Origin of the sequence: Shimia isoporae, from assembly GCF_004346865.1 — a bacterium.
Classification (GTDB): Bacteria; Pseudomonadota; Alphaproteobacteria; order Rhodobacterales; family Rhodobacteraceae; genus Shimia; species Shimia isoporae.
Genome location: NZ_SMGR01000001.1, coordinates 301,206 through 313,412 on the forward strand (window position 1 = coordinate 301,206; position 12,207 = coordinate 313,412).

At 55.1% G+C, this 12,207-nt stretch carries 14 protein-coding genes; 3 read left to right on the forward strand and 11 right to left on the reverse strand.

Annotated elements, in window-relative coordinates; translation table 11 throughout:
• Window positions 1-21 precede the first annotated feature (21 nt).
• The 11 genes from BXY66_RS01530 to BXY66_RS01580 all read right to left on the reverse strand — a co-directional run bounded on the left by BXY66_RS01530 (window position 22) and on the right by BXY66_RS01580 (window position 9,059).
• On the reverse strand, window positions 22-1,179 hold the full coding sequence (locus BXY66_RS01530; RefSeq protein WP_132858419.1) for an alpha-D-ribose 1-methylphosphonate 5-triphosphate diphosphatase: 1,158 nt from the start codon (window positions 1,177-1,179) through the stop codon (window positions 22-24).
• Window positions 1,166-1,888, reverse strand: coding sequence for a phosphonate C-P lyase system protein PhnL (locus BXY66_RS01535; RefSeq protein ID WP_132858420.1), 723 nt, complete (start codon window positions 1,886-1,888; stop codon window positions 1,166-1,168). Before BXY66_RS01535 ends, BXY66_RS01530 begins: the two co-directional genes overlap by 14 nt.
• Entirely contained in the window at window positions 1,885-2,682 is a 798-nt protein-coding gene (locus tag BXY66_RS01540) for an ATP-binding cassette domain-containing protein (protein WP_132858421.1), read from the reverse strand. Before BXY66_RS01540 ends, BXY66_RS01535 begins: the two co-directional genes overlap by 4 nt.
• Window positions 2,679-3,593 carry an alpha-D-ribose 1-methylphosphonate 5-phosphate C-P-lyase PhnJ gene (locus tag BXY66_RS01545; protein ID WP_132858422.1) on the reverse strand — a complete coding sequence of 305 codons (915 nt, stop codon included), beginning with the start codon at window positions 3,591-3,593 and terminating at the stop codon, window positions 2,679-2,681. Before BXY66_RS01545 ends, BXY66_RS01540 begins: the two co-directional genes overlap by 4 nt.
• A complete protein-coding gene (locus BXY66_RS01550) occupies window positions 3,590-4,654 on the reverse strand; it encodes a carbon-phosphorus lyase complex subunit PhnI (protein ID WP_132858423.1) in 1,065 nt (354 codons plus the stop codon). Before BXY66_RS01550 ends, BXY66_RS01545 begins: the two co-directional genes overlap by 4 nt.
• Complete coding sequence (phnH, locus tag BXY66_RS01555) at window positions 4,654-5,193, reverse strand: phosphonate C-P lyase system protein PhnH (RefSeq protein ID WP_132858424.1); 540 nt, start codon at window positions 5,191-5,193, stop codon at window positions 4,654-4,656. Before phnH ends, BXY66_RS01550 begins: the two co-directional genes overlap by 1 nt.
• Entirely contained in the window at window positions 5,193-5,609 is a 417-nt protein-coding gene (locus BXY66_RS01560) for a phosphonate C-P lyase system protein PhnG (RefSeq protein WP_243694268.1), read from the reverse strand. Before BXY66_RS01560 ends, phnH begins: the two co-directional genes overlap by 1 nt.
• Complete coding sequence (gene phnF / locus BXY66_RS01565; protein ID WP_243694269.1) at window positions 5,602-6,300, reverse strand: phosphonate metabolism transcriptional regulator PhnF; 699 nt, start codon at window positions 6,298-6,300, stop codon at window positions 5,602-5,604. The genes BXY66_RS01560 and phnF overlap by 8 nt, the downstream gene beginning before the upstream one ends.
• Before the next feature lie 632 nt (window positions 6,301-6,932).
• Window positions 6,933-7,424 (reverse strand): hypothetical protein, encoded by a 492-nt coding sequence (locus tag BXY66_RS01570; protein WP_132858427.1) that lies wholly within the window; start codon window positions 7,422-7,424, stop codon window positions 6,933-6,935.
• A gap of 113 nt (window positions 7,425-7,537) precedes the next feature.
• The gene (locus tag BXY66_RS01575) at window positions 7,538-8,245 is read right to left on the reverse strand and encodes a 4'-phosphopantetheinyl transferase family protein (protein WP_132858428.1); all 708 of its coding nucleotides are present in this window, start codon (window positions 8,243-8,245) and stop codon (window positions 7,538-7,540) included.
• Window positions 8,246-8,255: 10 nt separating this feature from the next.
• Window positions 8,256-9,059, reverse strand: a complete 804-nt coding sequence (locus BXY66_RS01580; RefSeq protein WP_132858429.1) for a LytTR family DNA-binding domain-containing protein — start codon at window positions 9,057-9,059, stop codon at window positions 8,256-8,258.
• 374 nt (window positions 9,060-9,433) lie between these two features.
• Here BXY66_RS01580 and BXY66_RS01585 point away from each other — a divergent pair, with 374 nt between their 5' ends.
• The 3 genes from BXY66_RS01585 to BXY66_RS01595 all read left to right on the forward strand — a co-directional run bounded on the left by BXY66_RS01585 (window position 9,434) and on the right by BXY66_RS01595 (window position 12,193).
• Entirely contained in the window at window positions 9,434-9,796 is a 363-nt protein-coding gene (locus BXY66_RS01585) for an acyl carrier protein (protein WP_132858430.1), read from the forward strand.
• 193 nt (window positions 9,797-9,989) lie between these two features.
• The gene (locus BXY66_RS01590; protein WP_165929079.1) at window positions 9,990-10,931 is read left to right on the forward strand and encodes a hypothetical protein; all 942 of its coding nucleotides are present in this window, start codon (window positions 9,990-9,992) and stop codon (window positions 10,929-10,931) included.
• Window positions 10,928-12,193, forward strand: coding sequence for a beta-ketoacyl-[acyl-carrier-protein] synthase family protein (locus tag BXY66_RS01595; RefSeq protein WP_132858432.1), 1,266 nt, complete (start codon window positions 10,928-10,930; stop codon window positions 12,191-12,193). The genes BXY66_RS01590 and BXY66_RS01595 overlap by 4 nt, the downstream gene beginning before the upstream one ends.
• Window positions 12,194-12,207: the final 14 nt, after the last annotated feature.

The following is a 12,207-nucleotide window of genomic DNA, read 5'->3' on the forward strand; positions in this document are numbered from 1 at the left end:
ATATGTAACGGTTTCAATAAATCAGGCCGCCGCAATCGCATTATTCGGCGCGGTTGTTACACTCCCGTTGGAAAAGACGACATTGCCCGCGCACAGGGTTTTCACCACTCGCAGGTGCGGATCAACCAAGGCCAGGTCTGCCCGCTTGCCCACAGCGATCTCACCCCGATCATTGAGCCCCAATGCCTCTGCAGGGTTGCTGGCAGCAAGGCACACCGCGCCGGGCAAGCCTTTTGGGTCGGTTTTTACCAAAGCGTGAATCGCCGGAAGAATGGCCGCAGGATGGTAATCCGCCGCCAGAATGTGCAGAAGGCTCGCCGCATGAGCGTCGCGCGCGGACAGGTTGCCGGAATAGCTTTGCCCGCGCATAGCATTGGGCGCGCCCATGGCCGTCATCATGCCGCGGGCCACGGCCACCTCAGCAGCTTCCATTGTGACAGGGAATTCGCTGATCACGGCGCCAATGTCGGCCATGATATTTGCTTTCTCCTCGGTGTCGTCGTCATGGCTGGCCACGGCAACGCCGTAAGACTTACAGAGGCGCGACACCGTTTGAAGGTTCGCATAGATCTCCTCAGGCGACACCGCGCCATCGATGCGGGCCTGAATTTGCGCGCGCGCCTCCTCTTCGGAGACTTTGCCGTCACGCACCCGGTAGGCAATGAGCTTTTCAAGGTTGCGATACTGGCCTTGGCCCGGGGTGTGATCCATCACAGAGACCAAATCCACCGAGCCGGACGCAAGCAGACTTTCCAGCGCTTCGATGGCCGCTGTAAAAGTGATGTCAAAACGCGCATGAACGCGGTGATCGACCCGAAGACCCGCCTGCTGAGATTTCAGCGCCTGAATGATCTCGGTGGTGTGTTGATAGGAGCGACGGTCGCCGTCTTTCGCGGTGCGAGAGAAGGACACACCTGCATAGGCCGTGGTCACCCCGGCGGCTGCGAGACGCGCATCAAGGTGAGTGACCGCGACATGCATGGGAAAATCGACACCGGGGCGCGGTTCCAGTTCATGCTTGATCATGTCGCCATGCATGTCCACGAAACCGGGATAAACCGTATGCGTCGCCGTGCCTGCGGTCTCGACAATCTCCGCGATCAGGCCGTTCTCAATCCGCAGGGCACCGCAGGGGATCACTCGGTCCCGCAGGACGAGGGAAACGTCAGAGAGCCACATCGGCACGCTCCTTTTCTTCGGAATAATACTCCGGCGTTAGGTCCACCACACGATCAATCAGATGGGCAACATCATCAGGATGGTGGAATACGCCAATCATCGCAGTCCCGCCCGCCTTGAGCTCTGAGAGCCGCGATACCAACGCTGCGCGCGCGCGGGCATCCAGCGACGCGGTGGGCTCATCCAGCAACAACAGTTTTTGCGGCAGGATCAGCGCGCGGGCGAGGTTGACCTTCTGCTGTTCACCGCCAGAGAACGTGGTTGGATAGGCGGCCCAAAGGTCGGGTTTCACGCCGAAGATGGCAAGCGCTTCACGCGCTTCCTTCAGGGCGTCTTCTTGCGGCACGCCGGCCATGCGCAAGGGTTCCGCTACAATGGCTTCCGCGCTCACCCGGGGGCGGGCAGTGAGAAATTGTGTCACAAACCCCATCTCTGTACGGCGTAAATGCGCAATGTCCACTTCCGCCGCGCGGGCAAGGTCAATTTCCCCGTGGCTGGATTGAAACCGGATCTGCCCGGCTTGGGGCAGATAAGAACGATACAGCGTGCGCAACAGCGTGGATTTTCCGGCGCCATTGGCCCCCTTGAGCAGCACAAATTCACCGGCATCAACGGAGAAGGAGATGTCGGAAAACGCACCAATCTGATTGCCCAGATGGTGCAGCGTGAAGGCCTTGGTCAGCCCTTGGATGTTCAAAACGGCGGTCATAGCTTTGCGTGCACCAGTTGTTGCGTATAGGCGTGTTGCGGATCTTGGAAAATTTGGTCGGCCAGTCCGGTCTCCACCACTTCGCCGCGGCGCATGACCATGACCCGGTCGGCCAAGGTGCGGATGACACCAAGGTCATGGCTCACGACCACCATTGTGATCTGACGATCCTGTTGAAGGCGTTTGAGCGTGTCCAGGACCAGCGCCTGAACCGACACGTCAAGGCCAGTTGTCGGTTCGTCCAGTAGTAACAGAGCAGGCTCCAAAGCGATGGCTTTCGCCAGTTGCACCCGCTGTTGCATGCCACCAGAAAGCTCAATGGGCGGCGCATCCAAACGGTCCAATGGAAATTCCGATGCATCAAGCGCGGTGGTGGCTTTTTCCCGCAGGATTGCAAAGCTGCGTTCGCCTGACACCAGCAAACGCTCCGCGACATTGCCAGACGACGAATGTTTCATAAGAAGACCGAGATGCGGGTTCTGATAGACGATCCCAATCTTCGTGGCACAGAGCATGCGCCGCGCAAACCGATCCAGCTCAAAGAGATTGCCGGGCGTGTCAGGCAGATCGAGCGTGTAGGTGCCCGTGTCCGGGGTTTCCTCGAGGTTCATCATGCGGAGCAGCGTTGATTTGCCAGAGCCGCTCTCGCCAACAATCCCAAGAACTTCGCCGGGATAGGCGATGGCGGACACATTGCGCACCGCCTGAACATTGCCGTAGGTTTTGGAGACGTTTTCCACAGACAACAGCGGCTTTGTCGTGACAATCCTTGGGGCGTCCAGTGTCAGGGTCATTGCGGCATCTCCCCGTTTTTGTACCAAGTTTCGCCGAGCTGCACCGTATCTCCGTCCCGCTGGCGGATGGTTTTTACACCCCATTCACTGTCAGAAACCTCATAGGTTGAAGTGCCGTCATCCTGCGGTATTTCGTTCATGAAGAAGCCCTGCGCGCCGGAGCGGTTGCATGTAAGAGCCGCGTGATCCTCTACTTTGTAGGGCACATCAGAGAACACCAATGGTTCCACGCGTGTAAAAGGTGGCACTGCAAAAATGCGTTTCTCGCGGCCCGCAGACAGAATGGTCAGATGCTTGGCCATATTGAGCTTGGGCACATCCCAACGCGGAATGGGCGACGGTGTCATCACGTGCCGTCCGTGCACGAGAGACGGATAGCTCGCCCCCTGCATGACACGACCGGACCGCACGATCTGTTCGTATAGTTGCAGCCACATACGTCCATAATCCGCGTCCGCGTGCATCTGACGCGCAATCGACATGTTTGGCTGTACCGGGCGCAAAGGTTCCGGGTTGGGCACCTGCAGCACCAACACCTGATCCTCGCGCATGATTTCTTCGGGAATGCGGTGACGTGATTGGATCAGGTCGGCTTCCAACGTGTCCATCGTTATTGGAGTGCCCGCAACGCGATTGATGAAGCGACGGATCGAGGCGGCGTTCACGCTGTCATCTGCCCCTTGGTCGATCACCTTCACGGTCGTGTCAGGGTTCACCAGAGTGAGCGACACCTGCAATCCACCTGTGCCCCAGCCACGTGCCATCGGCACTTCGCGGCTGGCATAGGGCATTTGACACCCCGGTACCGCGATGGCTTTCACCATCTTGCGGCGTAATTCGCGTTTTGCAGATCCGTCCAGAAAGCCATAGCTCATGGCCTCCCAGGGTTTTGTGAGATCAGAGAGGCTCATTCCGCTGGCTCGCTTGTTTTGGTGGTGGCGGCCTTTTTGGCCTTGGCGTCGCGCATGGCGTCCAAAGACGACTGGAAGGTCACGTAGTGCGGCAGCTTGAAGTGGATGCAGAACCCGGAACTCTCAACGCCCTCCGTGTGATAGAGGAAGAACTCCTCTTCGGTGGCAGAGCCTTTTTCAGCACCTTCGCTGTTAAGATCCAAGGTGGCGGCAGAGATGCATTTGACCTCGTTCCAGCCCAGCGTAGCAGCGAAGCCAAGGTCAAGCTTGTCGCCCTTTTTGTCGACCACCTCCGCCTGGCTGACTTTCACCCGGCCCGCCGAAAACGCGCGCCCATCGGGATGTTTCACCACAACGTCCGCCTCTGCGAGACGCAATTCATTGACGGTGGGGTGGGCTTGGCCGTAGCCGCGCATGGCGGCATAGCCAAGCGCCAGCGCGCCTCCGGTCTCGGCGCGCGCCAGCGACTGCAACGTATGGGCCCGCTTGGCTGGGAACAGGAGCGGCTCCCGAGTCAAATCGGGAATGTCATTGCCACTGGTCTGGTCCGCCGCAGGCAAGTCTACCAATTCGTTGTCGGCCTGCCACGCGCTGACCGATGGCTGGTGCGCCGGGGCTGGGTTTTCCGCAGGTTCCACGGGATCCGGGAAATAGTCGGCGCCACGCAGGACGTCCGTTGCGAGAATGCGATGGGCGTAGTCCAATGTTGGACCAAGCACCTGCCCGCCCGGGATGTCTTTGAACGCGGCGGAAATGCGACGATGGGTGAACAGTTCAGTTTGTTCAATGGGTTCCGCCACGGTCAAACGGGGCTGTGAGGTGCGCCAGGCACGCAGCAGCAGAACCGCCTCATAAAGCTCGCCACCTGTCTGGGCGATCGCCAATGCGGCGAGATCCTCATCGTAAAGCGATGCTTCGCCCATGACCCGGTCAATTAGGTAGGGCATGCTTTCTTTGACAGTCTCCACGCGAGACTGATCAAACGCGCCGATCTCTTCGCGAAACAGCCTCTCTGATTGTTCAATCGCACTTTCGCCGCCACGGGTCGCCACATAGGCCATCAGAGCACCTCCACATCTGTCGATCGGGGAATGGCCATCAATTGGTCGCCATCCACCAAAAGCAATTCAAAGCCCGTAGGGTAGCGCATCACTTGTTTGCGCATCTCCCAAAACCCCTCCGGCAAGCCACCGATTGAAACATCGCAGGAGCCGTCCACACCAGGGCCGCGCAAACGCAGGTTTGTGCTCTCCCCAAGGGTTGCTTGTGCGATCAGGGTTGCGCCATCGTCCGGGTAGAGGTCGCTGCCGATCGGGAGTTCCTTCAGGATGGACACATCCTTAAGCGTGCCTGCAAACACATGGTCTGCGTTGTCCAGCATCGCGATCTCAGCGCCCGTTTTTAGGATCTGCGGCATCAACAATGGATCAGCGCAGAAGACTCGACACTCACGGTCGATCAACGCGTTGATCAACGATGGTTCCCCGGGACGGGGCAGCGCCTTGATGTGTCCTGGTCGGCTCAGCGCCCACATGAGCGCCTCAAAGCTGGCATTGCCGCGCGCCTCGTCGGCGGACCGAATTGGGACAGTCACACTCATCAAAATGTCTCCATGTTCACGCGCGTGGCTTCCACCCGACGCAGCGTTGCATCATCCTGCGCGCTCTGAGTGTGACGCGCCGCTTCGCAAAATTTGGTACAGATGTCTGCTTGGATGCCGCGTTTTATCGCCAGATCGATCAGTGCCATGGCCATGCTGGCCTCAAGATCATGCCCGCGGCGCAGGCCATACCCCTCTTGCGCGTCAGCGCGGATATGCGCTTCGCTGACCAAGACTTCCCCCAAATGAAACACGGTGCCTTGCGCTGTGTCTCGCATGGGCAGCATCACAAGTCCGGTGCGGCTGTGTAGGACTTCGATGTCCCCCAAATCCCCTATCAACGTCTCGGCGAACTGCTTTAGCTTTGTCGGATCGGCTTTTGCCAAGGCATCTAAATGGGGATCTGTGTCAGCCATCATCTTGTCCTGATATTGTGAATTTTACGCGCCCTGACGCCCAGATAACCTTGCTATGAGATATCGGTATGCCGTCAGTGTCCGTGTCGACTTTGCGCACCACGATCACCGGCAGATCTGGGTGTTGCTTGAGCGTTTTGGCTTCTTCGGGTTTTGCCGGGCGCGCATACATCTCGGTGTCACGTCGCAAGTAGTCTTCAATGCCATAGGACTTGTATGTTTCTGTGGCTGACCCGATTTCTTCGCGGCGCTCTGCAAAGTCCGGAAAGCGATCCGCTGGATACCAAGATGTGCCAAAGGCAATTGGCTTTCCGTTAGCCAAAGTGATCCGGTGGCTTTCCACCACGTCTGTGCCGTTGGCAACTTCGAGCGCATTCGCAACACCGTGGGCCGCTTTCACGACACCAGAACCAAGGGTTTCGCCGCTAACCTCGCAGCCCTGCGGCAAAAGGTTTGTGCGCAACCGTGTGCGCTTACCAATGGAATAGGTCAGCAGAGGCGCTTCTTCCACAAAAGTGCCGCGTCCCTGTTCAATGCTAACCTTGCCGGACTTGGCCAATGCCTCCACAGCCCGACGCACAGAGTGCCGCCCCGCTTTGAAGCGTTCCGCAAGCTCCGGCTCTGTCGGGAGCTTGTCTCCGGGTCGCAATGTGCGATTGGAGATTTCAGTGGCAAGGGTATCTCGGATCATAGTCCAGCTGGTGCGTGTCATATGCAAAATTCATTCGGATGATTGTGGATTACAGGTCTCAAATGACAGCGCTGTGACAGAGACGAATGCAAGCTGAATTTTTAGGCTGGCTTCAAAAGGTAGGGACCTATCGGAAACCGAAACCGCGTGTGTGTGCTTGTTTTCTTTAACGCTTGGACTGTTAACGGAGCTTGAAACAGTCTCCGAGGCGGCAATTCCAGGAGTGGCGGAACAGCTTGAAGAGGTGCTGCCAAAGCTAAGAAGGGTGGAACAGGAAAAGCACGACCGCGAGGCAAAAGGAGACAGAGTTGACAAGCAGAGGTTCAAGTGATGTTCGGAGACCCAGGCTTTCTCGACGCGTCCAATAGCGACAGGGCGGAAACCTGTGTGTCGCAGGTATTCAACCTGCCGTATTCAGCGCTTGTTCGCCCGGAGTTCTCTACTTCAAAGTGCTAGCGGATGTCGGCCTCGCAGCGAATGGCGGCTATGACGGACCGCGCCGCAGCATCTTGACCCAAAAGCCAACGGCGGCTCTGGGCCGATCTCGAAGTTTTGCAGATTTGGGCGGGAACCGGACTTTCGCTCCGCCTGCCAAGGCACCGTGTCAAAACATGAAAGCGGCCGTTCAGGGCTTAGGTTCTACGCCAAGCCATGCAGCACCAACCACCAAGGTCAGCAATGCGTAGGAAGCATACTTTGCAAAGTTGCGCGAAGGGCCCTTTGCGGTCGTTCACTACAACGACGGGCGCTGCGACGCAGTTTCCCAAAGCAGACATTCGTGCGTCCTGTGGTATTTCTGTATGCCGAATGACTTCAAAGCGAACGAAGCATACGTTGACCTTAGCCCATTTTTCACGGCGCATTCTAAGTGATGTTGCCAGCTTCGGTAACCCTTCATGTTTCACGACGATGGACTTCTGGGCTTGCCCGCAAACCTCATAGAGGTTGGCGATCTGTCCCGAGACCTTTCCATCGCTGGCGTACTTGCAGTGTATTAAGGTCAGGCGGATTTCGACTTCGCTCACCTCCTTTAGGCCAACAAGGTCTGCAGCTTCACCAGCGCCGTCATTGTTGAAAACCACGTCGTGTTCGGCTTCCAACAGCTCAAAGCTACGAAATTGCACCGTATCTTGCTTGTTGCTTTTCCCCATATGCCCGCAACAATAGCAGTGCTATGGAGGGAAGGCTGTTCATCCCGTTAAGTCAAGTTCAGGATTAAAATACCCACGCGCAAGGATTAGATTGACGCTGGGCCGTAAACGACGAGCTCCGACGAATGTACTTTGATTTGTGGTTGATGGTTTGCATTTGACACGTAAAGCGCTCCAAAAAAGCCACGCGGACCGTCTAAATCCCAATATTGGGTTAGGTGCGGCTGCCAATTTGATGTGTCCACATCCGTTATTGGGTAGATGAGGCCCGTTCCGATCGCTTTGAAATAAGCTTCCTTGCGGGTCCAGAAGCGCATGAATATATCCAAACGATTCGCTAGTGTAGCGTTTTCAAGCACATCTTTTTCCCCCTCTGAAAGAACAAGGTTAACCAAGTTTAGGCGTCTTGGATCCGCCCACTCCAAGTCAATGCCGATATCTCCTATCTGAGAAAATGCAAGCACGCCCAGGTTTCTACAATGAGAATAGCTTATCGAGAGGTTCGGTCGTCCCTCAATACAAGGCCGGCCTTTCGGTTCATAAGAAATGGTGACGTGCTTTGCGCTTGTTCCAAGCATTTCTGCGAGCACCATACGTATCAGAACACGCATCCGACAATACCGCAATCGTTCGATATCTTGAGTAAATTGCGTCATTCGAGCGCGCTCTTTGTCCGATAACCAATGCGCAGAAAAGCCTTTGTACAGCCTTTGGGTAGCGTCCAAGTCAAATAGCCATAAATGTACCGTTGAAGCATTTGTAGCATCGGAGAATTTTGATGTTGTTCCACCCATGGCCGTCACGTCACTGGTCGTAAGCGGCGTGTTTGAGGGTCCGTATCATCTCCAGAAAACTACGCCCGATTGGCACTTCCTTCCCGTCAGTTAAAGTGATGGTCGGCGTCCTCCCATACTTCACGCTGACGATCGAGTTTTTTGACACCCACCAAGATCGATGAACCTGCAAACCTTCTGACGAAAACTCGTGCACAAAATCCGAAAGTTTGCCCAAGAAAAGAATGTGTTCTCCCATTTGGTTCGATACACGCAAATAATGATCTTCGGATTTCACCCAGATAACGCTTCCTGCCAACTCGGCGGCAATTTTTTTTCTCAAAGCCGAAGTGTGCCTTGGTGCTGCCGAATGGTTGAGGACTTCTCGTTCTACAAAACCTGTCTTAGGAACGTTTCTCGTGTGAAACTGCCTCATGTTGAATAGCAACAAAGACAGTGCTGCCGAGACGCTCGTGACACGTAAGCTGAGCGACAGTGGCTCAAGTTCGTAGGCGCCTTTTGAAAACAGCTCGAGACAGAACAAGACCATGCTAGTTTGCGGTATCGCAACAAAGACGCTGCCAATCAAAGGGACGGCAAACATCTTGATGGAGTGGTCAAACGTCAGGTGTTTGTCCAGCCAACGGATCATCAGATCACACAACATCCAGTTGGCGGTAATTATTGTCGCCCAAAACAAAAAGTTGATTGCAAAGGGAACAGGCGCATCGAGCCCTTGCACTCCCAACAAACAAAGGCTGAGTGCCAGGATAATTGGTGAAAACAGATATTTGGCCGTCCTAGACGAATAAATTGAATAACTTCCGTGTGCCATTGCGCTAAAATTTCTCTACATCAACTAATTTCTGTGTGCGTGGCTTAAGTGAGACTTCACATTTGAGCTTAGGGTCAAAATATTCGCCAATCAACCTATTGGTGTTTTTGGAGCGATCTCTCAACTTAAGCCACCTGCCGGGAGAAGAATGAGCCCGTGGCATTTCTGTCGACACTATTGAGCGGATCACATCTCGCAACAGTACACTTCACCGGCTCACGTACTTCGCGAATGGCGTTTGCGAACTACTTGTCGCGCTCGCGCAATAGTGTTTCCCAGACCAAGCAAGTCTGCCTAACCAAAATGCCAGCATCACGAACTAGTTTTTTCATCTAGCCCTCTCTCGAGGGAAGTCTTGTTAGGAGAATTTGAGAATGAGTCTTCAGAAAATAAAGTCCATAACCGCAGACATCCTCTTTCTGGATGATCCATCCGAAATCGAAGGTTCAAAGCCCTTTGAGGACATTGGGTTCACATCTATCGATTTCATTGATCTGTGCTATGAACTGCAACAGCAGATCGACTCCCGAATTAAGCCAGAAGAGCTTTGGCCGATAAATCAATTCGCCACGGACCCGGCCCTGTTTGCCGACGGGAAATGGACCGATGCCGGGTGGGCCCGTGTTCAAGAAGCGCTGGAGTTCAAAGACAGCTCACAAAAGTTGCCAAGCGAACTTACGCGGTTTTGGACTCCCGCGTTTTGCGCCAAACGGGTTGAGGCAGTGATTAATGCCTAATGTGTTCATTACCGGCGCCGGGGTCGATGACACTTGGGGAGGGGCGCACGCGAAGCTGTGTAGCAACGCACCAGCTGTGCCGTCTGCTGACGGACGTAGAAAACCGGAAAAAGCAAAGCTCTCTAAAGCATTGGCGGCGCGAATTGCCCGGGAAGACAGAGCCATACTCACGGACATAACAATCAGGAGCCTCATGGCCGCCTGCAAAGCTATGGAAATGGCCGAAGGGGACGCGCCGTTTTCGGACGAGATACGGAAATTTTTTACTGTGTTCACGAACACAGAAACAGTACGCGATTTTCATCTAATTCTCGATGCATTCCGAAAAACCAGAGCGCCGGATATCGACGCAGCCACATTGTTTGGAAGACTTGGCGAAGTCGCCGAAACAACGCATCCGCTGCGTCTTTTCCGAAAGCTGCCTACAAACACCCTCTATCATCTGTCTAAAATATTCGGGCTAACTGGGGGGGGGTACCCCTTAAGGCGAATGTCTTTGGGAGGGTTGTTGCTGATAGAGGAAGCGCTGTTTCGGTTGCAATCCAGCGATGCGAGCGCGGCACTTCTTTGTGCTTCGGGGGACATGTTGAGTGCGGAAAACTACGGTGCGTTTCGAAAAATGGGGCTGTTGGCGGACGCCGAGCAAGGCAAAGGCGGAGTCTACCCGGTAAATGGTACAGCCAGCCTTGTGTTGGAAACCGCCGAAACCTTGGCCACCACAGGACATGCGCCGATCGCGGAAGTGAATTTTGCGCTCACAAGGTTCAGCACGGATATGTTTACCGGGGTCGAGGATTGGTCCTATCTTCACCAGTCACTAAAAGAGGTGAGCGGTGTTACTGCCCCCCCCCCTATCGTGGTGATGTATGACAATGGCGCGGATCAATTGCGCGAGGCTGAACTTGCGGCACTTGCGCACGCAATGCCGGATGCCGAAACCCGAAGCTACAAGCGTTGGATTGGATATTCTGCAGGAGCTAGCGTGTTGGGGGATGTGGTCGCGGCCTTGCATGACTCTTCAATCGAAACCGGACGAACCGTCATTTTCCATGGAACCGGCGCAGGAGCAGGCTGCGGATTGGTCGCTATGCGGAAAATGAACTGTTTGGCAGGTCAAAAGCAGGTGGCGGCATGAGAAACCGAGTTTTCGTAACCGCGTTTGGCGCTTCAACACCGCTTGGGTCAACTGGCGACGAGATTACCGCGGCGTTGCGAGAGGGGACCTCAGGAATACGAGCGATCGAAAAGTACGACACAGGTTCGTTTCGTAGCAAATTTGCGGGTGTTCCTGAAGAAGGAAACAAGGCCATTCGTTGGCCTTCGGACTCGCGAAAATGCGGGGATCTATTCTACCTTGACAGGGCAATAAAACGGCTGATTAGCGACTTCCCGGACATAGGTCACCACTGGGATTTGTCCCGGCTCGGAGTGTTTTTGGGTGTTGATGAACCGGTCTTGGACATCGGCCAGACAATTGATTTTGTGACGTCGCTTCGGAGCGATCCTAACAGCAATGACTACGTGAATTTTGAAGAAGCTATTGAAGCGCACTTCCGCTTGAACGACTTCATCACTTTTGACCCAGCCAATGTTCTGCGTCGAGTCTATAAGGATCTTCCGTTTCGTGGTCCAGGGGTTGTGCATACCGGACTTTGTTCCGCGTCGCTGCAAACACTTGGCATGGCCTTTCACAGTATTCGCAGCGGTCGCATTGATCGGGCAATTGTTGGCGGCGTATCGGCGAAAATCACTCCGGAGCACTATATCGGCCTTGAAGCGGTCGACGTAATTGCCACAGATGATCGGCTGGCGCCGGAACAATTGTCGCGCCCCTTTGACAGTCGACGTTCCGGCTATGTGCCGGCAGAGGGGGCCATTCTCTTTTTGATAGAAAGTGAGTCTGCGGCAAATGACCGACAGGCAGATCCTTTGATGGAGATCAAGGGGTACGGCTCGTCGCTTAATGCCAACCACGTCGTCAAGCCCCACCCCACGTCCCGAGAAATGGTTTCGGCCATGACCCGCGCTCTTTGCGATGCAAAATTGTCAGCTGAGGACATTGGTCTCGTGAATGCACATGGGACTTCTACGCAGCTGAATGACAAACACGAGGCTGCGGCAATTAACCGTGTCCTGTCGCGCGAAGTGCCCGTCACAGCAAACAAGTCGCTGCACGGTCATTTGATAGCTGCAGCCGGCGCCATGGAGACACTAAACACCTTGTTGTCGTTTCAGGCAGATATCATTCCCGGGACACGTAATCTCGCCGACCTTGATGCCACGTGCGACGTCAATGTGGTTCCAGAGACGCGAAATGCTCGTATCGACCATTGCATTAAGAATTCATTCGGAATGGGGGGGCTTGCAGCGTCTGCTGTGCTCAGCCGCTGCTCGTAAAGTAGGTGTTGGAT